This is a genomic window from Ancylobacter polymorphus, assembly GCF_022836935.1.
In the GTDB taxonomy this organism is placed as follows: domain Bacteria; phylum Pseudomonadota; class Alphaproteobacteria; order Rhizobiales; family Xanthobacteraceae; genus Ancylobacter; species Ancylobacter polymorphus_A.
This window is the reverse complement of sequence record NZ_CP083239.1, coordinates 3,945,108-3,969,751: the sequence shown is the minus strand read 5'-3', so window position 1 is coordinate 3,969,751 and position 24,644 is coordinate 3,945,108. Positions and strand designations below refer to the sequence as shown.

The following is a 24,644-nucleotide window of genomic DNA, read 5'->3' as shown; positions in this document are numbered from 1 at the left end:
AGGGTCGCGTCCGTGAAATCATTGGGGCGCCATCGCATGGGGATGGCGTCATCCGGTGAGGCGGGATGGGGCGCGGCTTGTTCTCATCGCTCAGAGCGCGCATGGCGCTTTTGCTGTCGGTTGCCGTCTTCGTGACGGCGGCTTCGACTTTGGCGCTTGTCCTCGCGCTGGGGGCCGTCAGCAGCCAGTTGGATCGGCTGGTTTCGGCGCAGACCCGGCTGGAACTGCTCTCCACGATTTCGGGGCGCATCGGCGATTACGCACTTCTGGCGTTGCAGGCCGGGCATGAGCCGCCCCACGCCGAGCGTACCCCGGCCCGCGCCGGCCGCGTTCTCGCCGCCGAGCGGACGCGTGAAGCCTTCGCGCGGCTGGAGGAGGCGCTCTCGTCCTATGTGGGCCGGCTGGTCGGCGAGGAGCAGCGGACATTGATGGCGGCCCGCAGCCGCACCATCGCCCGGCTGCGGGCGCAGTTCGATGTGCTGGACCGGCAGGTCGATCTCGCGCTGCAGGCGGAGGAGCCCGCGACGGCCGCCCGCGTCGCGCTGGACGTGTTCGCCGCGGGCTTCGGTGCGCCGCTCAGCCAGGCCATGGAGGAGGAGCGCACCACCGCCCTCGACGCCTATAATCAGGTCCGGGAACTGCGTGAGCGCACCATCCGCTGGGGGCTGGCCGGCGTGGCGCTCGCCTTCCTGTTGGCGGTCGCTCTCTACCATCTCCTCGGCCGCACGCTGGTGAACCGCGTGGCCGATGTCGCGGCGGCGGCGGCGGCGATCGCGCGCGGACGGTCGGACACACGTGTCAACGTGACGGGGCATGACGAACTCAGCCTCGCCATGGCGCGGTTCAATCGCATGGCGGCGCATCTCGCCCGCCGCGAAGTCCGGCTGGTGGCCGATCAGAAGCAGTTGCAGCAGATCGTCGAGGCCCGCACGGCCGAATTGCGCGCTGCCAATACCCGACTTGAGAATGTCGACATGGCGCGCCGGCGCTTCTTCACCGATGTCAGCCACGAATTGCGCACGCCGCTGACGGTGATTCTCGGCGAGGTGGAGATCACGCTGCGCCCGCAGAAACCGCGCGAGGAGGATCTGCGCGCGGCATTGCTGGTGATCCAGTCGCGCGCCCGCCGTCTACATCGCCGGGTGGAGGATCTCCTGCGAATCGCGCGGTCCGAAAGCGGCCAGATCGAACTCGACCGCTCACTGTTCCTGGTGTCGGACCTGTTGAGCGACGTGTGCGAAGGCATGGCGCCGCTGGCGCGGGCGAGCGGGCTCGTGCTGGAGGCAGAAGAGGGGGCGGAGGGGCTCGCCGTCGATGCCGACCGCGAATGGCTGCGCCAAACCTTCGACGGGCTCGTCGCCAATGCGGTGCGTCACTCGCCTCCCGGCGAGAGCGTGCGGCTCGGCGCGCGCCGGGAGGGCGAAGAGGTGGTGATCGAGGTGCGCGACCATGGCACCGGCATTCCGCCCGACGAATTGCCGCATGTGTTCGAGCGCTTCTGGCGCGGCTCGGCGGGCACGCGCGAAGGGACAGGTTTCGGTATAGGTCTCGCCCTCGCAAAGTGGATCGTCGACCGCCATGGGGGTCGAATCGCCATTGAAAGCAGTACGGGAGAGACCGGGGGGCGGCGCGGCACCTGCGTCGCAGTGCGCCTGCCGCTGCCGCTACCGGACATCACACTGGAGGCCGCCCAATGAACATTCTGGTCGTGGAGGACGATCCCGATATCGGCTCGCTGCTGCGGCGGGGCTTTTCCTCCGAGAGTTACGACGTGGAACTGGTCGGTGACGGCGAGGCGGCGCTGCGGGTTGCCACGGGCAAGCCGTGGGGGGCGATCATTCTCGACGTCATGCTGCCGGGGCGTTCGGGCATCGAAGTGTGCAAGGCGCTGCGGGCCGGCGGACAGACCGCGCCAATTCTCATGCTCTCTGCCCGTTCCAGCGTGAATGAGCGCACGGAGGGGTTGATGGCGGGGGCGGACGACTACATCGTCAAGCCCTTCGCATTCGAGGAACTGTTGGCGCGGGTGAAGGTGCAGGCCCTGCGCCGCAGCAGTGCCGGGAGTGAGCCCCGCACACTGGAGGTCGGGGCGCTCTCGCTCGATCTCGACACCCGGCAGGCTCAGTTCGGCGGCGTTCGTGTGCGGCTGACCGAACGTGAGGTGGAACTCCTGGCGTTGCTCATGCGTCATCCCGGCGAGCCCCTGTCGCGCGCGGATATCTTCGCCGCGCTTTGGGCGGGGCATGGCGGCGCCTCTCTGAACGTCGTGGATGTGTATGTCGGCTATCTCCGCCACAAGCTGGCGGAGGCCCTGCCGGAAGGGGCGCACCTCATCGTCACGGTGCGCGGCCGCGGCTTCATGCTGGATGCGGACGGGAATTGAGATGTACCGCCCGCGATCACATCGCTGTGGTATAATGTGTGCCTGAGGGAAAGATGGTCAGGTCTTCTTGACGGATGACCAAAGGATCATCACATTATTGAAGCGGTGAAATATCCGCAAAGCAACTCAATCTCTTATAATCTTCTTATGAAGTAAAGAGGGATTGGACAACATCAGGAGGACGATATGGCCTGGACTGCTCCTCGCATTGTTGAAGTCTGCGTCGGCATGGAAGTCAACGCCTACTACCCGGCTGACTTCTGAGCCTTCTGGGGACGGGATGGCATGAAGTCGCTTTGCCGATGACCACGCCCCCGTCCCACTTCAAGCTTGTGATCCTCGGATCAGCCGCGGGCGGTGGGTTCCCTCAGTGGAACTGCCGCTGCGCGGTCTGTTCGCTTGCATGGGCGAACGATCCCCGCGTCAAGCGGCGAACGCAGGCGTCGATCGCTGTGACATCTAATGGTCGCGACTGGGCGCTGGTGAACTGCGCGCCCGAAATTCTCGCGCAATTGCAGGCAACCCCTGCCTTGCATCCCCGAGAGGGGCTGCGGCATTCGCCGCTCAAATCCGTACTGTTGACCAATGCCGATATCGACCATGTCGCCGGCCTGCTCAGCCTGCGCGAGGCGCAGCCTTTCGCGCTGATGGCGACGCCGGGTGTGCACGGAGTGCTCGCGGGCAGCAGCGCCTTCGATGTGCTGGCCCCCGATGTCGTGGCGCGCCGCCCGGTGCAGCTGGGCGCGTCGTTTGAACTGGTCTCAGGCGTGCACGCGACGATTTTTCCGGTGCCGGGCAAGATCGCCCTCTATCTTGAAGCGCGCGAGCAGGCCGAGCAGGGGTCGCTCACCACCGATCGCGAGGGTGAGCAAACCATCGGTGTCGAACTCGCTGCCGGCGGCCGGCGCGTTCTGTATATTCCCGGCTGTGCGGCCATGACGGACACCTTGCGCGCACGGCTGGACGGCGCGGACGCTGTGCTGTTCGACGGCACGCTCTGGCAGGATGACGAGATGGTGCTCGCCGGTGTCGGCACCAAGACCGGGGCGCGGATGGGGCATATGTCGATGTCCGGTCCGCGCGGTTCGATCGAGGCTTTGCGCGAGGTCAACGTCGGGCGGAAAATCTATGTTCACATCAACAACACCAATCCGGTGCTGGTTGATGGCTCAGATGAGCGGATCACGGCGAATAAAGCCGGATGGGAAATCGCTCACGATGGGATGGAGATTGCCCTATGACCACGCTTCTTTCGCCGGAAGAACTTGAGGCGCGCCTGCGCGATGTGGGTACGCGCCGCTATCACAGCCTGCATCCCTTTCACAAGTTGCTGCATAATGGTCAGCTAACCTTTGGTCAGGTTCAGGCCTGGGCGCTCAATCGCTATTACTACCAGGCGATGATCCCGGTGAAGGATTCCGCCATTCTCGCCCGCATGGAGGAGCCGGAACTGCGCCGCGTCTGGCGCCAGCGCATCGTCGATCACGATGGCGACCATGAGGGGGAGGGCGGCATCGCCCGCTGGCTGGTGCTGACTGACAGCCTCGGGCTCGACCGCCATACCGTCACCTCGCTGCGCGGTCTGCTGCCGGCGACCAAGTTCGCAGTCGACGCCTATGTGCATTTCGTCCGCGAGAAGACGCTGCTTGAGGCCATCGCCTCCTCGCTCACGGAGATGTTCTCGCCCGGCATCATCGGCGAGCGTGTCGCCGGCATGCTGAAGAACTATGATTTCGTCTCCAAGGAGACTCTTGCCTATTTCGACAAGCGCCTGACCCAGGCGCCGCGCGATGCGGACTTCGCGCTCGACTATGTAAAGCAGCACGCCCGCACGCCGGAGCAGCAGGAACAGGCGATCCGGGCGCTGGAATTCAAGTGCGACGTGCTGTGGGTGCAACTCGACGCGCTCTATTTCGCCTATATCGACCCGAGAATGGCCTATCCGGGAGCCTTCGTCCCGAAGGAGGGGTGATGACAGCGACTCTTGCGGCGAACAGCGTTCCCAGGCTGGCGCGCGGTGTGCGACTCCGGCATGACGAGGCGCGGGGCCAGTGGGTGCTGCTGGCGCCCGAACGGGTGCTCAATCCCGATCCTGTCGCGGTCGAGATCCTGAAAAAGGTGGACGGTGCGCGCTCCATCGGCCTCATCGTCGATGAACTCGCGACCGCCTTCACGGTGGAGCGTCAGACGATCGCCACAGATGTCGATGCCTTCCTCGCCGGGCTCGCCGAGAAGGGGCTGATCGAGGTCACCTCGCCCTTGGTCGGGGATGCCGCATCATGAGCCTCATTGATGAGCCTCGTCACCAGCTGGAGGTGCCGGCACGCCCGGCGCCTCCCATCCCCTATGGCATGCTGGCGGAGCTGACGCATCGCTGCCCGCTGCAATGCCCCTATTGCTCCAACCCGGTCGAGCTCGACCGGCGCAATGTCGAACTCGACACCGAGACCTGGCTGCGGGTGTTCTCCGAGGCGGCCAAGCTCGGCGTGCTGCAGGTCCATCTCTCCGGCGGCGAGCCCACGGCGCGGCGCGATCTCGAACAGATGATCCGCCACTGTGTCGAGGTGGGGCTCTACACCAATCTGATCACCGCCGGCGTGGGCGTGACGGCGGAGCGGCTGCAGTCCATTTCCGATGCCGGCATCGACCATGTTCAGCTGTCCTTCCAGGGCGCGACGGCTGACATGACCGACAAGGTCTCGAATTTCCGCGGTGCGCATGAGAGGAAGCTTGCGGTTGCCCATGAGGTCCGGCGGCTCGGCCTGCCGCTCACCATCAATTCCGTGGTGCACCGGGCCAACATCCACCAGATCCCGGACTTCATCGAGCTCGCCTTGTCCCTCGGTGCCAAACGCATCGAGATCGCCCATTCGCAATATTATGGCTGGGCGCTGCGCAATCGCGGCGCGTTGATGCCGACCCGCGACCAGGTGTTCTGGGCGCTCGACGTGGTGGAGGAGGCGCGCACGCGGCTCAAGGGCATCCTTACCATCGACGCCGTCGTGCCGGACTATTACGCCAAGTACCCCAAGCCCTGCATGAATGGCTGGGGCCGTCAGTCGCTCAATGTCACGCCCTCCGGCAAGGTGCTGCCCTGCCATGCGGCGGAGACGATTCCGAACCTCGATTTCTGGAATGTGCGAGACCATTCGCTCAGCGATGTCTGGGTGAATTCACCGGCCTTCAACGCCTTTCGCGGCACGGACTGGATGCCGCCGCTGTGCAAGAGCTGCGACCGCAAGGAAATCGACTGGGGTGGCTGCCGCTGCCAGGCCATGGCCATTGCCGGCGATGCCGCCGCCACCGATCCCGCCTGCCATTTGTCGCCGCTGCACGCCGACCTGCTGGCGCTGGCCGAAGCCGATGCCGACGGCTCCGAGATCTATGACTACCGACGCTATTTCCAGCCCGACCGCGCCGGCTGACGGAGACGTTCCATGTTGCGTATTGCCCGCACCCTTGCCGCCGCGGCCTCGCTGGCGACCCTTGTCGCGTCCGCCGCGTTTGCCGCGCCAACGGCCGCCGAGCTGTTCTTCGAGCGTCCCTATCTCGCCCAGGTGCAGCCGGGCACGACTCTGATCTATGCCTATAAGCATGTGACTTCCGAGGCCAAGCTCGGCGACGGCTTTGAGGAAACGCTGGACATGAAGGTCGAGGCGCCGGCCGACGATCCCGCCAAACGGGTCGCGGATGTCATCATTCACCGTGGCAGTCAGGAGGGCGAGGCCGGGCCTTTCCCGACCATGAACGGCAATCCGATCGCGCTCATCCTGCTGGAGCGTGACGTAAAGGAAATCGCGCAGCTGACCAAGGGCAGCCCGTTTTATTTGCGCAACCGGGTGCGTGAGCATCTTTCCACCGGCACCGTGACGCCAGCGCGCTTTTCCTTTGATGGACGTGAGGTCGAGGGCTGGAAGCTCACCATGCTGCCCTTCGCCGAGGACCCGAACAAGGACAAGCTGCTGGAACTGGTGGGGCGGCGCTACGAATTCCTGTTCGCCGACGCGGTGCCCGGCGGGCTCTATTCCATCGATGTCGTCACGCCCAAGGCGGATGGCAGCTCCAACATGATCGAGACCAGCCTTACGCTGACCGGCGTGACCCACACGCCAGCAGTGAAATAGGCGGCCGCCCCAGGAGAGGAATGACCATGGCGAACACACGGTCCGTGCGGACGGCGAAGGCGGGGCATCTCGCCGCCGTCCTGATGTTCACGCTGCTGGGGGCCGGCGGCGTGCTGGCGCAGGAGACGCTGTCTCCCGGCCTCACCGCCGGCGCGCGCAAGCCGGTGCCCAAGGCGCCGACTTCCGGCCTGATCAACGATTACCCCACGGCGGCGCGGGCCGACTATGTGTTCGCCTGCATGATCGTGAACGGCCAGACGCGGCAGGCGCTTGAAAAGTGCTCCTGCTCGATCGACACCATCGCGACCATCATGCCCTATGAGCGCTATGAGGAAGCCGAAACCATCATGAGCGTCAGCCAGGTGGCGGGGCAGCAGGCCGAGCTGTTCCGCAATACGGGCCTGTTCCGCGACATCGTGGCCGATCTGCATCGGGCGCAGGCGGAAGCGGAAGTCACCTGTTTCTATTGATCGAAGGCGGGAGGGCGGGAGCGGCGCGATCCGTGGCTCCCGCTTGTTGCTGGCCCGGCGGTCAACTCGCCGGCTTCAGCTCGCCCTCGAACTTGCGTCCGTCCGTATCGCCGGCGTCGACATGGACTTCCTTGCCATCCGGGTCGTAGGAGACGCGGATCGCAGGATCCTCGCTGAGCGAGATGCCGCCGACCATGGAGAAGATCAGCTCGTCGCCCTGGGTCACGCGGATATTGTCGACGAACTTGGCGGGGATATAGGCCCGCGTCAGCGGGTCCATCTGCAGGCCGGAATAGTTGGGGTGACGGATCATCAGCTGCAGCTGCGAGACGCGGCTCGCCTGGCTGGCGTCATCCATCCCGTCCGCCTTCACCGATTTCAGCTTGAGCTGGCCGAGATTTTTCAGCTGCGCTTCTTCGTCCTTCATTGCCGGGGCGGAGCAGCCGCCCGAGGCCTTTACATAGCGCTCGGCCATGTGCAGGCCGCCGTCGCTGGTCTCCGCGATGGCGCGCACATAGGAATAGGAGTTCACCCGCAGCCGGGTGCCGAGCGCCACATCGCGGCGATTGCCACCGAAGGTGAATGTGGCCGCAAGCGGGGCGGGGTTCTCGTCGACGATCAGCGTCAGCTTGGATACGGTGCGCGGATCGCCCTCGGGCAACACGATTTCCACGTCGATCGGCACCATGGCGGCGTCCTCCGCCCGTTTGGGGGCGGTGAGGCGAACAAGCGGACTCGCCTCCTCAATGGGACGCTCGCCGAAGATATCCGGCCGCAGCGACTTCCAGGTGGCATCGGCTCCCGGCTCCTGCGCGGCGGCGGCGCTGACGGCGAGGGCAGAAAACAGCGTGACGGCGAGGAAAAGGCGTAGACGGCGTTGATAGCGGTGCATGGCGACCTCCCGGCCTGCCGGATCGTTGCCCGTCCGGCGGTTGGCACCATCATACACCTTTTCGACGTTGAATCTCAGGCCACGATACCGCGAGCCCGCGACGATTGCGTGGGCAGCGCGCGGCGGTCATCATCCAGCTTTGTGACGTCCACGCCCTGCTGAGGGCTTGGCTGTCGCCGCGCCTCTTTCAAGCTGGAGTGAGCCTGATGCTCTCGCGTCGATCCCTTCTCAAGGTCGCTGCCGCCCTTCTCTCCGCGCCGCTCGGTATCGCCGCGCATCAGACGGCACAGGCGCAGTCCGCGCCGACGAGCCCTCCGCCGGCTCCCCGACGCGAGCCTCGCCCGGCGCCACGCCGGGGTTACGCTTGGGTGCCGGGACATTGGGCCTGGTGGCCGGGGCGGGGATGGGTCTGGTCAGCCGGCCACTGGGAAGAAAACCGCCGCGGCTTTGAATATGTCGGCCCGCGCTGGGTGCTGCGTCGAGGTCAATGGGTCTACGAACCCGGCCGTTGGGTGAGAAGCTGGCGCTGAGGGGCTTCGCTTCTGGGTTGCTCTCCGTGCTTATGCTTAATCGATCGCGATTGTGAGGCGGGCAGGTGGGAGGTAGTTTCAGCCATCGAATCCTGGGGAGAACGCCAATGTCCAAAGCCATCGCCACGAAGCTCACTGTCATCGCCGTCGCCGCTCTCCTCGTCGCCGGCTGCACCACGACCCAGCGCCGGGCGGGCACGGGCGCGGTGATCGGCGCAGGTACTGGCGCGGTGATCGGCGGCATCGCCGGCGGCGGCACCGGCGCTGCCTGGGGCGCGGGCATTGGCGCGGTTGCCGGTGGTGCCATCGGTGCCGCGACCGCCAAGTAGATCGCGGCCTGCGGTCTTCAAACGCCGTGCCGTCCCCGTTATCACGGGGGCGGTATTGCGGAGGAGACGAGCATGAGCGTCACGATCTACGGCATCAAGAACTGCGACACGATGAAGAAGGCGCGCGCCTGGCTTGACGGGCGGGGCGTCGTCTATGTGTTCCACGATTACAAAGCTGCCGGCATCGACGCGGCACGGCTGCAGAACTGGGCCGGCAAGATCGGCTGGGAAGTCCTGCTCAACCGTGCCGGCACCACGTTTCGTAATCTGCCCGATGCCGAGAAGGTCGATATCGATGAGGCGAAGGCGGTGGCGCTGATGCAGGCCCAGCCATCCCTCATCAAGCGGCCGGTGCTCGACGTCGATGGCACGCTGCTGGTGGGCTTCAAGCCGGAACTCTACGAGAAGCAGTTCGGCTGAGGGCGGCCTTCCCGTATCACGGAAAGCCGCTCACCCCTTGATCCGGCGCGGCTTCCCTGCCACATCGGCTCGCATGAACGCACTCTCCAATTCCGCAGCCTCACCCATCGCCACCGAGGTTGCGCGCCGCCGCACCTTCGCGATCATCTCGCATCCCGATGCGGGTAAGACCACGCTGACCGAAAAGCTGCTGCTGTTCGGTGGCGCGATCCAGCTTGCCGGGCAGGTGCGGGCGAAGAAGGACCGCCGCTCCACGCGCTCGGACTGGATGGCGATCGAGCGCGAGCGTGGCATTTCGGTCGCGACCTCGGTGATGACCTTCGAGTTCGACGGCCATGTGTTCAACCTGCTGGACACGCCGGGCCATGAGGATTTCTCGGAAGACACCTACCGCACGCTGACGGCGGTTGACGCGGCGGTGATGGTGATCGACGCCGCCAAGGGCATCGAAGCGCGCACCCGCAAGCTGCTGGAAGTGTGCCGCCTGCGCGACATTCCCATCATCACCTTCATCAACAAGATGGACCGCGAGAGCCGCGATCCGTTCGAGATTCTCGACGAGATCGAGAAGACGCTGGCGCTCGACACCACGCCGATGACCTGGCCGGTGGGCCAGGGGCGTGATTTCGTCGGCACCATGGATGTCGCCACTGGCGGCATGCGTCTGCTCGATGGCGACGAGGGGAAGACCGGCCCGCTGCGGCAGATGAGCATGGCGCAGATCGCCGCGCTCAATGTCACGCTGGATGAGGAGAATCTGGCGGAGGAACTCGGCCTCGTGCGCGAGGTCGGCAACTCCTTCGACATCCAGGCCTTCCTCGAGGGGCATCTTACGCCGGTCTATTTCGGCTCGGCGCTGCGCAATTTCGGTGTCGGCGACCTCCTGGAAGGACTCGGCCGCTACGCCCCGCCGCCGCGCGCGCAGCAGGCGGACAAGCGTAAGGTGGAGGCCGAGGAAGCGCGGATGACCGCGTTCGTGTTCAAGATCCAGGCGAACATGGACCCGAACCATCGCGACCGCATCGCCTTTGCCCGCCTGTGCTCGGGCAAGCTTCAGCGCGGCATGAAGGCGAAGCTGGTGCGCACCGGCAAGCCGATGAGTCTTGCGACGCCGCAGTTCTTCTTCGCTCAGGACCGCCAGCTGGCCGAGGAGGCCTATGCCGGCGATGTAGTGGGCATTCCCAACCACGGCAATCTGCGCATCGGCGACACGCTCACCGAGGGCGAGGACATCAATTTCGTCGGCGTGCCGTCCTTCGCGCCGGAGATTCTGCGCCGGGTGAAGCTGCCCGACGCGATGAAGGCCAAGAAGCTGAAGCAGGCGCTGCAGGAAATGGCCGAGGAAGGTGTCGTTCAGGTGTTCCGCCCCACGGACGGCTCGCCCGCGCTGGTCGGCGTTGTTGGCCCGTTGCAGCTCGACGTGCTGAAGAACCGGCTGGAGGCCGAATACGGGCTGGAGGTCGGCTTCGATATGTCGGAATTCCAGCTCGCCCGCTGGGTGTCGTCGGAAGACCCCAAGAAGCTCGCGGATTTCGCCGCCGGCAACCGGCTGTCGACGGCGGAAGACCTTGATGGCGATCTGGTCTTCCTCAGCCCCTCGGCCTTCATGATCGGCTACACCGGCGATCGCTGGCCGGGCATCGTCTTCACCGATGTGAAGGATGTGAAGAAGGCGGCGTGACCTGCGCCGCCTTCCGGACCGCTCTCAGCGGCTGACCGTGATCTGCGTGTTGGCGCGACCATGTTCGCTTACCAGGGCGAAGAGCGCGCGGGCATTGTTCGGGTGCAGGCGCACGCAGCCATGCGAGGCGGGGCGGCCGAGCCGGCCGATGGCGTTCGTGCCGTGGATCGCCCAGCCCCGGTGGAAGAAGATCGCGTAGGGCATCGGCGCATTGTCGTATTTCCGCGAGAAATAGCGCTTGTGCATGCGTTCCGGCCGGTAGGTGCCGAGCGGGGTCCGGTAGCCCTTGCGGGCGGTTGAGACGGGCCAGGCGTAACGTTCCTTGCCGGCGACCGACACCACCATGCGCTGCTTGGAAACGCTGATCATCACTTGCACGTCGGGCGGTGGCGGCGCTGCGGCTTCGAGCGGGGTGGGAAGGGGGCCGGCCGATGCTGCCTCGATCGGTGACGAAGCAGCCGACGGCGCGGTCACGGGGAGAGAGCTGTCCGGCGTGGTGGAGACGGCGGGTGCGGAGAGCGCGGCCGGGGTTGCCGTGGAGGGCGGGCTCATCTCCGGCGGCGCTGCGACCGTTGCCGGCGGCGCGTCGACGGCCGCCATCCGCATGGACTGGGCCGAAGCCGGCTGTACGAGAGCCGACGCAAGACCCAGCGCAAGAAACGCCAGCACTTTCATTCCCGCTCCTCCCACCAATGGTGTCATCATTGTGGCATGCGCGCGTCGCCGGTGGGAGAGCAGACGCGCCCTATGGTTTACGCATCCCCACGGCCCCCAGCATCGGCGGGGCGGGACAAAAAGTCGGCCCTTGCCCGGATGGCGCGGGGGTTGGAAACGCTCTAGCGTGCGCGCCGTCACACGGGGAGGATGATCATGATCCTGATGCTGGCGGGGCTCGCCCTGTTCGTTGCCATTCACATCATTGCCGCGCGCCGCAAGATGGCCGCAGCGGCCACGGCGCAGCTGGGGGCCACCACCTATCGCATCGTGCATGGCATCCTCGCCATCGCCGGCGTGCTGATGATCGCCTATGGCTTCGGCCAGTGGCGGGCGGAAGGGCCGGCGCAGCTCTATGATCCGCCGGTGGGTCTGCGCCATCTCGCTCTGTTGCTCATGCTGTTCTCGTCCATCTTCGCCGTGGCGGCGCTGGTGCCGAGCCATATCAAGGCGTGGCTGAAGTTTCCCTTCCTCGTCGCCATCAAGACCTGGGCGCTGGCGCATCTTCTCGCCAATGGCGACGCCGCGACGGTGACGCTCGCTGTCGTCATCCTCGCCTGGGCAGTGGTGCTGCGGATCATGGCCAAGCGCCGGAAGGCGCCGCTCCCCGTCGCGCCGACCCACTGGTGGGGTGATCTCATTGCGGTGGGCTTGGGTGTCGTGCTTTATGCCTTCCTCTCTTTCTGGTTCCACCCCTACATCGTCGGGGTGCCGGTCATGGGCTGAGCAAGCCCATGCAGGAAAACGAGGAAATCGCCTGACATGTCCGTTCAGTCCGCTGTCCGCCGCCTTACCGCTCCGGACATCCGCGCGAAGAAGGGCGGCGAGCCCATCGTCTCGCTGACCGCCTACCACGCCCATACCGCCCGCCTGATCGACCCGCATGTCGACTTCATGCTGGTGGGCGATTCGCTCGGCATGGTGATGCACGGCATGGAGACCACCGTGCCGGTGACCGTGGACATGATGATCCTGCAAGGGCAGGCGGTGATGCGCGGCTCGGCGCGGGCGCTGGTGGTGGTGGACCTGCCCTTCGGCTCCTATGAGGGGTCGCCGCAGCAGGCCTTCGCCACCGCCGCACGGGTGCTGAAGGAAAGCGGCGCCGGCGCCGTGAAGCTGGAAGGCGGGCGCCGCATGGCGGAGACGGTGCGCTTTCTCGCCGATCGCGGTGTGCCGGTCATGGGTCATGTTGGCCTGACTCCGCAGGCCATCAACACGCTCGGCTCGTTCAAGGCGCTGGGGCGCGATGAGGCGAGCGCGGCGCTGATTCTCGACGACGCCCGCTCCATCGCCGATGCCGGCGCCTTCTCCATCGTGCTTGAGGCGATTTCCGAGCCGCTGGCCCGCCAGATCACGCAAGAGGTCGCGCCTCCCACGATCGGCATCGGCGGCTCGCCGGCCTGCGACGGCCAGATTCTCGTGCTGGAAGACATGCTCGGCCTGTCCGACCGCGTGCCCCGTTTCGTCAAGAAGTTCGCCGAAATCGGGCCCGCCATCGGCGCCGCTGTGGAGGCCTATGCCAGCGAGGTGCGTGCGCGCAGCTTCCCCGGTCCGGAGCACGTCTACGCCCCGAAGAAGGGCTAGGCGGCGTCTTTCCGGGGCAAAGCGCGGCGCCGCCCCGTCCGCCGCGCGATTTGCCTTGTTCAAGCCGCATCGGTAGTTTACGCGGCCCTTTATCAGTACCGGCCCCGCCTTGCTGCGGCGGCCCGCGGCGAGTTGCTCACGGACGTTTCATGGCTGACATCTTCAACGAGATCGACGAGGACCTGCGCCGCGAGCGTTTCGGCCGCCTATGGACCCGCTATGGCGGCTTTGTCATTGGCCTGGCCGTGCTCATCGTCGTCGCCGTCGCCGGCTGGCGCGGTTATGAATGGTGGAAGCTGAAGCAGGATCAGGCAGCCGGTGCGCAATTCGAGGCGGCCCAGAAGCTCGCTTCCGAGGGCAAGACGGCGGAAGCCGAAGCCGCTTTCGTCGCGCTGGAGAAGGACGGCACCAGCGGTTACCGGCTTCTCGCGCGTTTCCGAGCGGCCGACGAACTTGCCAAGACCAATGCCCCCGCCGCCGTCGCGGATTACGACGCGCTGGCGAAGGACCCGTCGGTCAGCGCGTTGATGCAGAATGTTGCCCAGGTTCGCGCGGCGCTGCTGCTGGTGGATACGGCTTCGCTCGCCGACATCGAAGGCCGGATGAAGCCGCTCGACACGCCCGAGGGGGCGTTCCGCCATTCTGCCCGCGAGATTATCGGCCTCGCCCAGTACAAGGCGGGCGACTATAAAGCGGCGACGGAGACCTTCACCGCGATCCTCAACGATGGGCAGACGCCGCCCGGTCTGCGCCGTCGCGCCGAGTTGATGCGCACGCTCGCGGCCTCTTCGATGCCGGTTCCGGCGGCTGCCGTGCCTGCGGCGACCGCTCCCGCCGGGACGCCCACCGCCACGCCGGCCCCTGCCGAGCCCGCTCCGGCCACGCCGCCGGCTTCCGCTCCCCCCGCGCCGTGAGGAGGTGCTGATGCGCCGTGACACGTCCTCCACTCGTTCCCGCCTGCGCCGCGCCCTGTTTCTGCTGCCGGTTCTCGGTCTCACGCTGGCTGCCGCCGGCTGCGAGACGCTCGATGCGCTCAATCCGTTCAATGAACGCGAGAAGCCGCTTCCCGGCGCGCGCCAGCCGGTTTTCCCCGAAGGTGTTCCGGGGGTCGACTATAATCAGGCCCCGCCGCAGCCGGCGAACTCGGCCTACAATCCCTACCAGAACGAGCCGCCGGCGGCCGGAGCGGCGAGCGCTACTGCGCCGGCCCGGTAAAGCTGACGGGCGCGGAGGCCCCTTTTTCCCATGACGATGACCGTCGCGATTGTCGGCCGGCCGAATGTCGGCAAGTCGACGCTGTTCAATCGTCTGGTCGGCAAGCGCCTTGCGCTCGTCGATGATCGCCCGGGCGTGACCCGCGACCGGCGCGAGGGGGATGCGCGGCTCGGCCATCTCTCCTTCCGTGTCATCGACACGGCGGGGCTGGAGGAGGCCAAGGCGGAATCGCTTGAAGGCCGTATGCGCGCCCAGACCGAAGCCGCCATCGCCGATGCCGATGTGCTGCTGTTCCTGATCGACGCCAAGGCCGGTGTCACACCGAGCGACCGCGCCTTTGGCGAATTGGCGCGGCGCTCCGGCAAGCACACCATCCTCGTGGCCAACAAGGCTGAAGCCAAGGGATCTGAAAGCGGCACGCTCGACGCTTACGCGCTCGGACTCGGCGAGCCGGTGGAGCTTTCCGCCGAGCATGGCGATGGCATGGCTGACCTGCTTCGTGCGCTGGCGCTTTGCCTGCCGGACGAAGATGATGAAGACGAAGGGATAGACCCGGAAGCCGGGCGACGCATCCGGGTCGCCGTTCTCGGGCGGCCGAATGCGGGCAAATCGACCCTGATCAACGCCCTGCTGGGGGAGGACCGGCTGCTGACCGGGCCTGAAGCCGGCATCACACGCGATTCCATCGCCGTGGATGTGGAGCGCCACGGTGTGGAGCTGCGCGTCTTCGATACGGCCGGCATGCGCAAGCGCGCGCGCATTGACGACAAGCTGGAAAAGCTGTCCGTCGCCGACGGGTTGCGCGCCGCGCGCTTCGCCGAAGTCGTCATCGTGCTGATGGACGCCACCCATCCCTTCGAGGAGCAGGATGTGCGCATCGCCGACCTCGTCGAGCGCGAGGGGCGGGCGGTGGTGCTGGCGATCTCGAAATCCGATCTGGTGAAGGATCAGCAGGGCTTCGTCACCCGCATGCGCCAGGAGGCCGACGACCGGCTGCCGCAGGTGAAGGGCGCGCCGGTGGTGCTGGTCTCGGCCCTCACCGGAGAGGGGCTCGACCGCCTGGTGCGGGCGGTGCAGCAGGCGCATGAGGTGTGGAACCGCCGCGTCTCCACCAATCCGCTGAACCGCTGGCTGATCGAGACCACTGACCAACATCCGCCACCGGCCGTGTCGGGCCGTCGCATCAAGCTGCGCTACATCACCCAGCCCAAGGCGCGCCCGCCGAGCTTCGTGCTGTTCTGCTCGCGCGCCGATGCGCTGCCCGAGAGCTATGTGCGCTATCTCGTCAACAATCTGCGCACCACTTTCAACCTTCCCGGCGTTCCGATCCGCCTGACGCTGCGAGAGAAGGACAATCCCTACGCCGAGAAGGACTGAGGCAGTTTGCCCAGTTCATGCAGCCCTTTGCGGGCGGCGTGGCGTGTCCAGCGGCGGCCGGCGGCAAGCCAGCGGCGCACGGAGTGTCTCAACCTTAGTCCCTGCCGCTGCTGGTTTTGCGCGTTGCGCCAGTGCTGGCGCAGATCGGCGGCCAGAAGTCGCTCCTGCGCGATCATGGGGTCGCGCGCCAGCTGTTCCGCACGTGCGGCGTTGTGGGAAGGCGGCACGGCGAGCATGGCGTCGAGATGGGGCTCCAGCCGGTAACGCTCGAGCACTGAATCGCCCAGTGTCCGGGCGAATGCATCCGCGGTTGCATAGCCTGCGGTGATCTCGCGGGCGATTTCACCCGGGTCCAGCCGCCGCTCGCAGCAGCGGCCGGTAAAGTTGAATCGCGCTGTCAGGGCGAAGTTGTCGGCCGTGAGATAGCCCGGACCACCGAAATGGTCGTAGACATAGACAGGCACACGCGCGGCAAGCGCATAGGGGATGGTCTTGCCGATGCTGATGACGAGGTCGGAACGGCCGATCAGGTCGGGGCTCACCAGCCTTTGGCGAAACTGAAGCCCGATCCGCTCAATCTGGATGTCGAGTGACAGTTGGTCCAGTGCGGCGGCCAGAGCAGGATCGAGGTGGTTGGTGATGACGGTGATCCTCCCCAGCTTTCGCGCGGCTTCGGGAGGGTGCCGGAAATAGGCCGACGGGGCAGCGTTGTAGAAAACGGAAACGGGCGCGGTAACTTCAAGCTCGTTGAGCCTGCGCGCGGTTTCCACGGAATTTGCGAAATAGGCGTCGGCCAGCAGGCGATCAAACCGCCAGCCGCCGCTTTCCATGAAGGTCCGGCGCCCCAGTTTGCCGAACACAAAGGCCGTGCGCTCCCGCGAAGCGGAGTCCAGACGGTAGTCGAACAGCCCGGCAACATGATGCTGGAGATACACGACATCATAGGAAAAAGGCGCGATCGCGCGTGGGTCGGTGACGATGCCCAGCCCGAGCAGCGACTTGAACATGCCCGCCATCGGGTCCGACGCGACATTGGTGAACAGCGTGACGCGATGTCCCAAGCTGCGGAAATAACGGGCCAGTTCCAGACATATCAGCTCGGAACCGGCCATCAGCGCCAGATGGTTGGTGCCGATCAAAATCTCCAAAATGCCAAACCCTCAACCTATGGCCTGTTCAGGCAGGTATCGGGAAACCCTTAAAGCCGCGTGTCGGAAAATCATAGAGCTGACCCGTTTCCACGACACTCGGCAGGCACAGCGCGAGGATGGCCTGCGCCAGCTCTTCCGGGCTCGGCAGCGTGTTCGGGTCTTCGCTCGGGAAGGCCTTGGCACGCATGCGGGTGCGGATGGGGCCGGGATTGATGAGGTTCACCCTGAGGCTGGAAATATTCTCCACCTCGGCTGCCCAGGTGCGTGCGAGCACTTCCACAGCCGCCTTGGTGACGGCGTAGGCGCCCCAGAACGGGCGGGCCTTGTGAGCGGCGCCGGAGGACACGAGGACCGCGCGCCCGGCGGTGGAGAGCCGCAGCAGTGGATCGAGCGAGCGAATGAGCCGCCAGTTTGCGGTGAGGTTCACCGCCAGCGTATCATTCCACTCCTTGGGCTCGATCTGCGCCAGCGGGGTCATCGGGCCCAGCACGCCGGCATTGCCCACGAAAATGTCGAGCCGACCGAACCGCTCGTAAAGCGCACCGCCAAGCCGGTCGAGACCCTCGCCGTCCTTGATGTCGAGCGGCACCAGCGTCGCTGTCGAGCGCGCGGCGATGATCGCGTCGTCGAGCTCCTCCAGCGCGCCGCTGGTACGCCCCACCGCCACGACATGCGCACCGGCGGCGGCAAGAGCGAGGGCGGTCGCCCGACCGATGCCACGTGTGGCGCCGGTGACGAGGGCGATGCGGCCATCGAGCGGGCGCAGGGCAGCTTCGGCCGCAGGAAGGTCGGACATGGCGTTTCCTTGAAGGTTCAGTTGTCGTCGGTCATGACCACGGACGGCGCGGAGCGCCGGGCCGGGCCGTGGAAGACCGCTTCGATGTTGTTGCCTTCGGGATCGAGCACGAAGGCGGCGTAATAGCCGGGGTGATAGTCGCGCAGCCCCGGCGGTCCATTGTCCCGGCCGCCATGGGCGAGGGCGGCGGCGTGGAAGCGGCGCACCGTCTCCTCGTCCCCTGCCTGGAAGGCGATATGCGCGCGCCCGGTTGTCGGCACGCCGGGCGAGACGAAGAGCTCGTCGGCGAAGAAATAGCCATCGCCCTCCACGAGGGGCACATCAAGCACGGCAAGCACCGCCGCATAGAAGCGGCGGCAGGCCTCGTAATCGGCGACGACCAGTGAGATATGGTCAATCAGCCGGCCGCGATGCCACTCGCGCAGCTCGACCATACCGCTCAGCTCGCCTCAGCCAGCAACGAGAGCTGGCGCGGCGACACTTCGCCGTCGCGATCCGACAGCGGGGTGGGGTATTCGCCGGTGAAGCAATGGTCGGTGAATTGCGGGCGGAGCGGGTCGCGGCCCTCATAGCCCATCGACTTGTAGATGCCGTCGATGGAAAGGAAGGCGAGGCTGTCGGCGCCGATATAGCGGCGCATGCCTTCGAGGTCGTGTGTCGCCGCCAGCAGCTTGTCGCGATCCGGCGTGTCGATGCCGTAATAGTCGGGATGGGTGATGGGCGGCGAGGAGATGCGGAAATGCACCTCGCGGGCCCCGGCTTCGCGCATCATGCGGACAATCTTTACCGACGTGGTGCCGCGCACCAGACTGTCGTCGATCAGCACGATACGCTTGCCCTCGACGACGGCCCGATTGGCCGAGTGCTTCATCCGCACGCCCTGGTCGCGTACCGACTGGGTCGGCTGGATGAAGGTGCGGCCGACATAGTGGTTGCGGATGATGCCGAGCTCGTAGGGCAGGCCCGACGCCTGGGAATAGCCGATCGCCGCCGGCACGCCGGAATCCGGCACTGGCACCACGAGATCCGCGTCGGCCGGCGCTTCCGCCGCGAGCTGCATGCCCATGGTCTTGCGCACCTGATAGACCGAGCGACCGCCAACCACGGAGTCCGGGCGGGCGAAATAGATGTACTCGAAGATGCAGGGGCGCGGCGGCACGCTGCCGAAGGGGCGCAGCGTTTCCACCTTGTCGGAGGAGAAGACGATCACTTCGCCGGGCTCGATGTCCCGCACGTGACGCGCACCAATTATGTCGAGGGCGCAGGTCTCGGAGGTCAGGATCGGGTGGCCGTCGAGCTCGCCGAGCACCAGCGGGCGGATGCCGAGCGGGTCGCGGGCGCCGACCAGCTTCTTGTTGGTGAGGCCGACAAAGGCATAGGCGCCTTCGAGCGAACGCAGCGCATCGATGAAACGCTCGGTGAAGCGCGCACGCTTGGAGCGGGCGACGAGGTGGAGCATCACCTCGGTATCGGAGGTCGACTGGCAGATCGCGCCGTCGCGGATGAGCTGGCGGCGCAGGGTGAGGCCGTTGGTCAGATTGCCATTATGGGCAATGGCGAAGCCGCCGCCATCGAGCTCGGCGAAGAGCGGCTGAACGTTGCGGAGGATGGTTTCGCCCGTGGTCGAATAGCGCACATGGCCGACCGCGATATGACCCGGCAGACGCTTGATCGCCTCGCCGTCGGAGAAGGCATCGCTCACCAGGCCTAGACGCCGTTCGGAGTGAAAACGCCTTCCGTCGTAAGTGGTTATGCCAGCCGCCTCCTGGCCGCGATGCTGCAGAGCATGCAGGCCGAGGGCGGTGATCGCCGCGGCATCGGGGTGGCCGTAAATGCCGAACACGCCGCACTCCTCGCGCAGCGTGTCCCCGTAGTCGTCGTAGAAATCATCCGACTGCGCCGATTTCGACGCCACATGATCACCCATTAGATCGGCCATAGGGTCTTCGCTCCTCGGCGCAGGTCAAGGCTGCGCCCGCTCCACTCTGCTCAAAAGCAACTGTGCCCGGGACGCTTGGCGCACGGGCGCGGTCGAATTAAGGCGCCGACGGCGTCACCGGGCTCGGCGTGGCCGGCGCGCTGCCCGGTGCGACGGGCTCGGGCGGCGGCTCGGTCGGCTCGGCGTCCTTCGAGCTGCGCATCTCACGGATGAGGCTCTCAGGGTCTTCCGGCAGGATGGAGATGAGCCAGTCACCCGCACTTTGCAAGACCAGCTTGGTCCGCGCGTCGCGAATCCACTCGGGCTGACCCTGCTCGTTCTGGACCAGCCAGTTGAAGAACAGGAAGGCCACAACCATGATGAGGAAGCCGCGGGCCAGGCCGAACAGGAAACCGAGGGTGCGGTCGAGCGCCCCGATGCGGCTGTCGAGCACGAGGTCGGAAATCCGCACCGTGATGATCGAGACGATCAGCAGAGTGATGATGAACAGCGAACCGACAGTCGCCGCCATCGCGAAGGTGTCGTTGCTGATGTACTGCTTGGCGAAGGGCAAAGCGTGCGGATAGGCATAGAGCGTGACCAGCGCCGCCGCCACCCACGAGACGATGGCGAAGACCTCGCGCACAAAGCCGCGCACCATAGCAAGCAGGCCGGATACGACCATCACGGCGATCAGGATGATGTCGAGGAGCGTCAAGACGATCTCACCGTGGTGGGGCTGGGCTTCACGCGAAAGCGCAGCGAATCTGGACTGATCCGGCCCCGCAGCGGGCCGCGCGAGGTATAGCGCGGTGAGGCCCGCGCGTCATCCCTCTTGCGCCTTGTCGCTGCCGCGGCGCGATCCCTTGGCGGCGATGGTGGCGACGATATCCCCAAGAGAGCTGATGGCATCGACCGCCAGTGGCGCCTCGCCGGCGTCGCGTGCGTTGGCTGCCGTTCCCTTGGCCGCCGGCGCCACCGCGCGAGTGAAACCGAGCTTCGCCGCCTCTTTGAGCCGCGCGACCGCATGCGGCACGGCGCGCACCGCGCCGGTGAGGCTGACCTCGCCGAAATAGACGCTGTCGGGGGGCAGTACCGCGCCGGAAAGCGACGAGATGAGCGCCGCCGCCACCGCCACATCCGCCGCCGGCTCGCTGATGCGGAAGCCGCCGGCGACGTTGAGATGCACATCATGCGCGCCGAGCTTGATGCCGCAGCGCGCTTCCAGCACGGCGAGCACCATGGACAGGCGGCTGGGGTCCCAGCCGACCACGGCCCGGCGCGGCGTGCCGAGGCTGGTCGGCACGACAAGCGCCTGGATTTCCACCAGCACCGGCCGCGTGCCCTCCATACCCGCATAGACGGCCGTGCCGGGCGCTCCGCTGTCGCGGTTCGACAGGAATAGGGCGGACGGGTTGGCCACTTCCGCAAGGCCGAGGCCGGTCATTTCGAACACGCCGATCTCGTCGGTCGGCCCGAAGCGGTTCTTCTGCGCACGGAGAATGCGGAAATGATGGGCGCCGTCGCCCTCGAAGGAGAGCACGGCGTCGACCATGTGCTCGACCACGCGCGGGCCGGCGATCTGGCCGTCCTTGGTCACATGGCCAACCAGAATGACGGCGGCGCCGGCGCGCTTGGCGTAGCGGATGAGGATCTGCGCCGAAGAGCGCACCTGTGTCACCGTGCCGGGCGCGGACTCCACCGTGTCGGTCCACATGGTCTGGATCGAATCGATCACCACCAGTGCCGGCCGGCGGCCTTCCGAGAGGGTAGCGACGATATCCTCGACATTGGTTTCGGCGGCGAGTTCCACCGGTGCGCCGGAGAGGCCGAGCCGTTCCGCGCGCAGGCGCACCTGGGCGACGGCTTCTTCACCGGAGACATAGATGATGCGATGCCCGGCGCTCGCGAGCTTCGCCGAGGCCTGGATCAGCAGGGTTGACTTGCCGATGCCGGGATCGCCGCCGATCAGCAGCACCGAGCCGGGCACGATGCCGCCGCCGGCGACGCGGTCGAGTTCGGAAATGCCGACCTGCACGCGGGGCGCGTCTTCCGAGGTGCCGGTGAGGCTTTCCAGCGCAATCAGCCGGCCGCGCCGTCCGCCGCGCAGCGTGGCGGGCATGGTATCGGCCGCCGTGGTTTCCTCGGCGATCGAGTTCCACGCGCCGCAGGCGTCGCACCGGCCCTGCCAGCGCGCATGCACGGCGCCACAAATCTGGCAGAGAAAGCTGGTGCTGCGTTTGGCCATGGAGAACGGGTCCCGTACTGAGAAGTTCCCGCGCTTCTAGCGCGAGAACAAACCGGGATCAAATCTCTTGCGCCGCCGGCAGGATGCGCCTGTGATAGCGGCGGCCGAGCGAGGTGAGGATTTCGTAGTCGATGGTCTGGGAGTGGCGGGCGAGATTGTCGAGCGTCAGCCCGTCACCGAGCAGGGTCGCGAAGTCGCCGAGCTGGACCGCATCTTCGGGCAGTTCGGTGATGTCGACGGCAAGCAGGTCCATCGAGATGCGGCCGATCAAGGGGCAGCGATGGCCCGCCACCACGGCCTCCGCTCCGGGGCGCAGGTCGGAGGCGCCCGCGAGACGCGGGATGCCGTCGGCATAGCCGGCGGAGAGGATAGCGACGCGCGAAGGGCGGATGGCGGTGTGGGCGCCGCCATAACCGACCGTTTCACCCTCATGCACGTGGCGGATGCGGGCGATACGCAGTTCGAGCCGCACCACCGGCCGCAGCGGCGCGACATCCGCCCGCGGGCGCCCGCCATAAACGGCGATACCGGGGCGGACCAGATCGAAATGATAGGCGGCGTCACCGAGCGCCCCGGCGGAGTTGGACAGCGAGGCACGCACATCCGGGAACAGCGCGGCGATGGCGCGGAAATCCTCCAATTGGCGCGCATTGAGCGGGTGGTCCGGCTCGTCGGCACAGGCAAGGTGGCTCATCAGCAGGGCGAGCGGAAAGCCGAGTTCGTCCCGGCCCTCCGCCACGTTCACCGCCTCGGCCGGGGTCAGCCCTAGCCGGTTCATGCCAGTGTCGACATGGATGGCGGCGGGCAGTGCCTGGCCGATACGGTCGCAGAAATCGCGCCAGTTTGCGATCTCGTCCGTGCTGCCGAGCACCGGCCGCAGCCCGTTTTCCTGATAGGCAGCTTCGGTGCCGGGGAACAGGCCGTTGAGAACGAAGATTTCAGCGTCGGGGAGAAGGGCGCGCAGGCGCCGGGCTTCGCTCAGCAGGGCGACGAAGAAGCTGCGGGCGCCGGCGTGCCAGAGCGTGGTGGCGGCCGCCGCGAGGCCGATGCCGTAGCCGTCGCCCTTGACCACGGCGGCGCAGGCGGCCGGCGCGACGCGACGCGCCAGTTCCTGATAATTCGCCGCCAGGGCCGAGAGGTCCAGGGTGAGAAGACCGCCGGCCTCGGCGAGCGGGAGGGGATCAGAACTCACAATGGGCGCTCACGGCTCAGGCAGCCGGTCCGACTGCACCAGATTGGAGAAGCGGGTGAACTGCGGCTCGAATGAGACTTTCACCGTGCCGGTCGGTCCGTGGCGCTGCTTGCCGATAATGACCTCGGCGATGCCTTGCGCGGCCTTCATGTCCTGGTCCCACTTGAACCATTCCTCGGTGCCTTCCTTCGGCTCGCGGCCCTTGAGGTAGTACTCCTCACGGAACACGAACATCACCACGTCGGCATCCTGCTCGATCGAGCCGGATTCGCGAAGATCGGACAATTGCGGACGCTTGTCATCGCGGGCCTCGACCTGACGCGAGAGCTGCGAGAGCGCCATGATCGGCACGCCGAGTTCCTTCGCCAGTGCCTTCAAGCCGGTGGTGATCTCGGTGATCTCCTGCACGCGGCCCTGCGAGGAGCTCTTGGACGAGCCGGTGAGCAGCTGGAGATAGTCCACCACCATGAAATCGAGACCGCGCTGGCGCTTCAGCCGCCGGGCGCGGGCGCGCAGCTGGGCGATGGAGATGCCGCCGGTGTCGTCGATATAGAGCGGGATCGTCTGCATCATCTGGGCGCAGCTGGCGAGCTTGTCGAATTCGTGCTCGGAGATGTCGCCGCGTCGGATCTTGTAGGAGGCGATCTCGGCCTGCTCGGCGAGAATACGGGTGGCGAGCTGCTCCGCCGACATTTCCAGCGAGAAGAAGCCGACCACGCCGCCATCCACCGCGCGGATCGACCCGTCGGGCAGTGTTTCCGATGTGTACGCCGCCGCGACGTTGAAGGCGATGTTGGTGGCCAGCGAGGTCTTACCCATCGCCGGACGGCCGGCGAGGATGATGAGGTCCGAAGGCTGCAGCCCGCCCATCATCTGGTCGAGGTCGTCGAGGCCGGAGGCGGTGCCGGAGAGGTGGCCGTCGCGCTGGAAGGCGCGGCTCGCCATGTCGACGGCTTCCTTCAGCGCGTCGTTGAAGCGCATGAAACCGCCATCGTAGCGGCCGGTTTCGGCCAGCTCGTAGAGCCGCTTCTCCGCTTCCTCGATCTGCTCCTGCGGTGTGGCGTCGATCGGGGCCTCATAGGCCTCGTTGACGATCTCCTCGCCGATCTGGATGAGATCGCGCCGTACCGAGAGGTCGTAAATGGTGCGCCCGTAATCCTCGGCATTGATGATCGTCGTCGCTTCCGCCGCGAGGCGGGCGAGATATTGCGGCGCCGTCAGCCCGCCGGCGTCGAAATCGGCCGGCAGAAAAGTCTTCAGCGTGACGGGCGTCGCGACCTTGCCGGCACGGATCAACGCGGCCGCCGTCTCGAAGATGGCGACATGGATCGGCTCGAAGAAGTGCCGCGGCTCCAGAAAGTCGGATACGCGGTAGAAGGCCTCGTTGTTGACGAGGATCGCCCCCAGCAGCGCCTGCTCGGCCTCGATATTGTGCGGGGCGGTGCGATAGGACGCATCGGTCTCCGCCGGTGGGCGGTTCGGAGAATCGAGCATGGCTGTTCCGGGTGCAGGTGGGTCGACGCCACAGCTAACGCCGCACCGGGCAGATGTCCGGGGCGAATCGCGCGCGGCCTATTTTGTCCTGTGGAGCGCCTGTGGAAAGCCGAATCTGGCTTGACG

28 protein-coding genes are annotated in these 24,644 nt (G+C 66.4%); 18 read left to right on the top strand and 10 right to left on the bottom strand.

Annotation, left to right across the window (positions count from 1 at the left end; genetic code table 11):
- Positions 1-101: 101 nt before the first annotated feature.
- From K9D25_RS18995 to K9D25_RS18955, 9 genes are all read left to right on the top strand, one after another.
- Positions 102-1,697, top strand: a complete 1,596-nt coding sequence (locus K9D25_RS18995) for a sensor histidine kinase (RefSeq protein ID WP_244377351.1) — start codon at positions 102-104, stop codon at positions 1,695-1,697.
- A complete protein-coding gene (locus K9D25_RS18990) occupies positions 1,694-2,383 on the top strand; it encodes a response regulator transcription factor (protein WP_244377349.1) in 690 nt (229 codons plus the stop codon). Before K9D25_RS18995 ends, K9D25_RS18990 begins: the two co-directional genes overlap by 4 nt.
- A 186-nt stretch (positions 2,384-2,569) precedes the next feature.
- On the top strand, positions 2,570-2,647 hold the full coding sequence (pqqA, locus tag K9D25_RS18985) for a pyrroloquinoline quinone precursor peptide PqqA (RefSeq protein WP_081620376.1): 78 nt from the start codon (positions 2,570-2,572) through the stop codon (positions 2,645-2,647).
- Between the two features lie 38 nt (positions 2,648-2,685).
- A complete protein-coding gene (gene pqqB / locus K9D25_RS18980; protein ID WP_244377347.1) occupies positions 2,686-3,624 on the top strand; it encodes a pyrroloquinoline quinone biosynthesis protein PqqB in 939 nt (312 codons plus the stop codon).
- Positions 3,621-4,355: a pyrroloquinoline-quinone synthase PqqC gene (gene pqqC, locus K9D25_RS18975; protein WP_244377345.1), complete on the top strand. Its 735-nt coding sequence runs from the start codon at positions 3,621-3,623 to the stop codon at positions 4,353-4,355. Before pqqB ends, pqqC begins: the two co-directional genes overlap by 4 nt.
- The gene (gene pqqD, locus K9D25_RS18970; protein WP_244377343.1) at positions 4,355-4,666 is read left to right on the top strand and encodes a pyrroloquinoline quinone biosynthesis peptide chaperone PqqD; all 312 of its coding nucleotides are present in this window, start codon (positions 4,355-4,357) and stop codon (positions 4,664-4,666) included. Before pqqC ends, pqqD begins: the two co-directional genes overlap by 1 nt.
- Positions 4,663-5,808, top strand: a complete 1,146-nt coding sequence (pqqE, locus tag K9D25_RS18965; RefSeq protein ID WP_279613754.1) for a pyrroloquinoline quinone biosynthesis protein PqqE — start codon at positions 4,663-4,665, stop codon at positions 5,806-5,808. Before pqqD ends, pqqE begins: the two co-directional genes overlap by 4 nt.
- Positions 5,809-5,820: 12 nt before the next feature.
- On the top strand, positions 5,821-6,507 hold the full coding sequence (locus K9D25_RS18960; RefSeq protein ID WP_244377341.1) for a hypothetical protein: 687 nt from the start codon (positions 5,821-5,823) through the stop codon (positions 6,505-6,507).
- A gap of 83 nt (positions 6,508-6,590) precedes the next feature.
- On the top strand, positions 6,591-6,977 hold the full coding sequence (locus K9D25_RS18955; protein ID WP_432207957.1) for a hypothetical protein: 387 nt from the start codon (positions 6,591-6,593) through the stop codon (positions 6,975-6,977).
- A gap of 61 nt (positions 6,978-7,038) precedes the next feature.
- Here K9D25_RS18955 and K9D25_RS18950 read toward each other — a convergent pair whose 3' ends face one another.
- Positions 7,039-7,869, bottom strand: a complete 831-nt coding sequence (locus tag K9D25_RS18950; protein WP_244377337.1) for a quinoprotein dehydrogenase-associated SoxYZ-like carrier — start codon at positions 7,867-7,869, stop codon at positions 7,039-7,041.
- 206 nt (positions 7,870-8,075) lie between these two features.
- Here K9D25_RS18950 and K9D25_RS25105 point away from each other — a divergent pair, with 206 nt between their 5' ends.
- The 4 genes from K9D25_RS25105 (at position 8,076) to K9D25_RS18930 (ending at position 10,829) form a co-directional block, all read left to right on the top strand.
- Positions 8,076-8,399, top strand: coding sequence for a hypothetical protein (locus K9D25_RS25105; RefSeq protein ID WP_244450923.1), 324 nt, complete (start codon positions 8,076-8,078; stop codon positions 8,397-8,399).
- Positions 8,400-8,506: 107 nt separating this feature from the next.
- On the top strand, positions 8,507-8,728 hold the full coding sequence (locus K9D25_RS18940) for a YMGG-like glycine zipper-containing protein (protein ID WP_244377335.1): 222 nt from the start codon (positions 8,507-8,509) through the stop codon (positions 8,726-8,728).
- 72 nt (positions 8,729-8,800) lie between these two features.
- Positions 8,801-9,148, top strand: coding sequence for an ArsC family reductase (locus K9D25_RS18935; RefSeq protein ID WP_244377333.1), 348 nt, complete (start codon positions 8,801-8,803; stop codon positions 9,146-9,148).
- A 73-nt stretch (positions 9,149-9,221) separates the two neighbouring features.
- Complete coding sequence (locus K9D25_RS18930; protein ID WP_244377331.1) at positions 9,222-10,829, top strand: peptide chain release factor 3; 1,608 nt, start codon at positions 9,222-9,224, stop codon at positions 10,827-10,829.
- Positions 10,830-10,853: 24 nt separating this feature from the next.
- On the opposite strand, the gene K9D25_RS25000 is transcribed toward K9D25_RS18930, so the two are convergent.
- Entirely contained in the window at positions 10,854-11,504 is a 651-nt protein-coding gene (locus K9D25_RS25000) for a L,D-transpeptidase (protein WP_347881456.1), read from the bottom strand.
- Positions 11,505-11,699: 195 nt separating this feature from the next.
- On the opposite strand from K9D25_RS25000, the gene K9D25_RS18920 reads away from it, so the two are divergent.
- From K9D25_RS18920 to der, 5 genes are all read left to right on the top strand, one after another.
- Positions 11,700-12,269, top strand: coding sequence for an NnrU family protein (locus K9D25_RS18920; RefSeq protein ID WP_244377329.1), 570 nt, complete (start codon positions 11,700-11,702; stop codon positions 12,267-12,269).
- A gap of 36 nt (positions 12,270-12,305) precedes the next feature.
- Complete coding sequence (gene panB / locus K9D25_RS18915; protein ID WP_244377327.1) at positions 12,306-13,127, top strand: 3-methyl-2-oxobutanoate hydroxymethyltransferase; 822 nt, start codon at positions 12,306-12,308, stop codon at positions 13,125-13,127.
- 149 nt (positions 13,128-13,276) lie between these two features.
- A complete protein-coding gene (locus K9D25_RS18910) occupies positions 13,277-14,041 on the top strand; it encodes a tetratricopeptide repeat protein (protein ID WP_244377325.1) in 765 nt (254 codons plus the stop codon).
- A gap of 10 nt (positions 14,042-14,051) precedes the next feature.
- Positions 14,052-14,342 (top strand): hypothetical protein, encoded by a 291-nt coding sequence (locus tag K9D25_RS18905; RefSeq protein WP_244377323.1) that lies wholly within the window; start codon positions 14,052-14,054, stop codon positions 14,340-14,342.
- Positions 14,343-14,372: 30 nt separating this feature from the next.
- Positions 14,373-15,719: a ribosome biogenesis GTPase Der gene (gene der / locus K9D25_RS18900; RefSeq protein WP_244377321.1), complete on the top strand. Its 1,347-nt coding sequence runs from the start codon at positions 14,373-14,375 to the stop codon at positions 15,717-15,719.
- Here the strand turns inward: der and K9D25_RS18895 are convergent.
- The 8 genes from K9D25_RS18895 to K9D25_RS18860 all read right to left on the bottom strand — a co-directional run bounded on the left by K9D25_RS18895 (position 15,701) and on the right by K9D25_RS18860 (position 24,518).
- Positions 15,701-16,867 (bottom strand): hypothetical protein, encoded by a 1,167-nt coding sequence (locus tag K9D25_RS18895; protein WP_244377319.1) that lies wholly within the window; start codon positions 16,865-16,867, stop codon positions 15,701-15,703. The genes der and K9D25_RS18895 overlap by 19 nt on opposite strands.
- A gap of 28 nt (positions 16,868-16,895) precedes the next feature.
- Positions 16,896-17,666 carry an SDR family NAD(P)-dependent oxidoreductase gene (locus K9D25_RS18890; RefSeq protein ID WP_244377317.1) on the bottom strand — a complete coding sequence of 257 codons (771 nt, stop codon included), beginning with the start codon at positions 17,664-17,666 and terminating at the stop codon, positions 16,896-16,898.
- Positions 17,667-17,683: 17 nt separating this feature from the next.
- A complete protein-coding gene (locus K9D25_RS18885; protein ID WP_244377315.1) occupies positions 17,684-18,100 on the bottom strand; it encodes a VOC family protein in 417 nt (138 codons plus the stop codon).
- Positions 18,101-18,105: 5 nt separating this feature from the next.
- A complete protein-coding gene (gene purF, locus K9D25_RS18880) occupies positions 18,106-19,605 on the bottom strand; it encodes an amidophosphoribosyltransferase (RefSeq protein ID WP_432207895.1) in 1,500 nt (499 codons plus the stop codon).
- A 97-nt stretch (positions 19,606-19,702) separates the two neighbouring features.
- Positions 19,703-20,302, bottom strand: a complete 600-nt coding sequence (locus K9D25_RS18875; protein WP_432207894.1) for a CvpA family protein — start codon at positions 20,300-20,302, stop codon at positions 19,703-19,705.
- Between the two features lie 108 nt (positions 20,303-20,410).
- A complete protein-coding gene (gene radA / locus K9D25_RS18870) occupies positions 20,411-21,832 on the bottom strand; it encodes a DNA repair protein RadA (protein WP_244377313.1) in 1,422 nt (473 codons plus the stop codon).
- Positions 21,833-21,890: 58 nt separating this feature from the next.
- Positions 21,891-23,024, bottom strand: a complete 1,134-nt coding sequence (gene alr, locus K9D25_RS18865) for an alanine racemase (protein WP_244377311.1) — start codon at positions 23,022-23,024, stop codon at positions 21,891-21,893.
- A 9-nt stretch (positions 23,025-23,033) separates the two neighbouring features.
- The gene (locus K9D25_RS18860) at positions 23,034-24,518 is read right to left on the bottom strand and encodes a replicative DNA helicase (RefSeq protein WP_244377309.1); all 1,485 of its coding nucleotides are present in this window, start codon (positions 24,516-24,518) and stop codon (positions 23,034-23,036) included.
- Positions 24,519-24,644: the final 126 nt, after the last annotated feature.

Excerpts from the sequence above, each read along its gene's own strand:
- pqqE (WP_279613754.1), top strand. The coding sequence starts at position 4,663 with ATGAGCCTCATTGATGAGCCTCGTCACCAGCTGGAGGTGCCGGCACGC.
- K9D25_RS25000 (WP_347881456.1), bottom strand. The coding sequence starts at position 11,504 with ATGAAAGTGCTGGCGTTTCTTGCGCTGGGTCTTGCGTCGGCTCTCGTA.
- radA (WP_244377313.1), bottom strand. The coding sequence starts at position 21,832 with ATGGCCAAACGCAGCACCAGCTTTCTCTGCCAGATTTGTGGCGCCGTG.
- K9D25_RS18995 (WP_244377351.1), top strand. The coding sequence starts at position 102 with ATGGCGCTTTTGCTGTCGGTTGCCGTCTTCGTGACGGCGGCTTCGACT.
- K9D25_RS18860 (WP_244377309.1), bottom strand. The coding sequence starts at position 24,518 with ATGCTCGATTCTCCGAACCGCCCACCGGCGGAGACCGATGCGTCCTAT.
- K9D25_RS25105 (WP_244450923.1), top strand. The coding sequence starts at position 8,076 with ATGCTCTCGCGTCGATCCCTTCTCAAGGTCGCTGCCGCCCTTCTCTCC.
- pqqD (WP_244377343.1), top strand. The coding sequence starts at position 4,355 with ATGACAGCGACTCTTGCGGCGAACAGCGTTCCCAGGCTGGCGCGCGGT.
- K9D25_RS18950 (WP_244377337.1), bottom strand. The coding sequence starts at position 7,869 with ATGCACCGCTATCAACGCCGTCTACGCCTTTTCCTCGCCGTCACGCTG.
- pqqA (WP_081620376.1), top strand. The coding sequence starts at position 2,570 with ATGGCCTGGACTGCTCCTCGCATTGTTGAAGTCTGCGTCGGCATGGAA.
- K9D25_RS18935 (WP_244377333.1), top strand. The coding sequence starts at position 8,801 with ATGAGCGTCACGATCTACGGCATCAAGAACTGCGACACGATGAAGAAG.
- K9D25_RS18930 (WP_244377331.1), top strand. The coding sequence starts at position 9,222 with ATGAACGCACTCTCCAATTCCGCAGCCTCACCCATCGCCACCGAGGTT.
- K9D25_RS18955 (WP_432207957.1), top strand. The coding sequence starts at position 6,591 with ATGTTCACGCTGCTGGGGGCCGGCGGCGTGCTGGCGCAGGAGACGCTG.
- pqqC (WP_244377345.1), top strand. The coding sequence starts at position 3,621 with ATGACCACGCTTCTTTCGCCGGAAGAACTTGAGGCGCGCCTGCGCGAT.
- purF (WP_432207895.1), bottom strand. The coding sequence starts at position 19,605 with ATGGCCGATCTAATGGGTGATCATGTGGCGTCGAAATCGGCGCAGTCG.
- K9D25_RS18920 (WP_244377329.1), top strand. The coding sequence starts at position 11,700 with ATGATCCTGATGCTGGCGGGGCTCGCCCTGTTCGTTGCCATTCACATC.
- der (WP_244377321.1), top strand. The coding sequence starts at position 14,373 with ATGACGATGACCGTCGCGATTGTCGGCCGGCCGAATGTCGGCAAGTCG.
- panB (WP_244377327.1), top strand. The coding sequence starts at position 12,306 with ATGTCCGTTCAGTCCGCTGTCCGCCGCCTTACCGCTCCGGACATCCGC.
- K9D25_RS18890 (WP_244377317.1), bottom strand. The coding sequence starts at position 17,666 with ATGTCCGACCTTCCTGCGGCCGAAGCTGCCCTGCGCCCGCTCGATGGC.
- K9D25_RS18905 (WP_244377323.1), top strand. The coding sequence starts at position 14,052 with ATGCGCCGTGACACGTCCTCCACTCGTTCCCGCCTGCGCCGCGCCCTG.
- K9D25_RS18910 (WP_244377325.1), top strand. The coding sequence starts at position 13,277 with ATGGCTGACATCTTCAACGAGATCGACGAGGACCTGCGCCGCGAGCGT.
- K9D25_RS18885 (WP_244377315.1), bottom strand. The coding sequence starts at position 18,100 with ATGGTCGAGCTGCGCGAGTGGCATCGCGGCCGGCTGATTGACCATATC.
- K9D25_RS18940 (WP_244377335.1), top strand. The coding sequence starts at position 8,507 with ATGTCCAAAGCCATCGCCACGAAGCTCACTGTCATCGCCGTCGCCGCT.
- K9D25_RS18960 (WP_244377341.1), top strand. The coding sequence starts at position 5,821 with ATGTTGCGTATTGCCCGCACCCTTGCCGCCGCGGCCTCGCTGGCGACC.
- K9D25_RS18990 (WP_244377349.1), top strand. The coding sequence starts at position 1,694 with ATGAACATTCTGGTCGTGGAGGACGATCCCGATATCGGCTCGCTGCTG.
- pqqB (WP_244377347.1), top strand. The coding sequence starts at position 2,686 with ATGACCACGCCCCCGTCCCACTTCAAGCTTGTGATCCTCGGATCAGCC.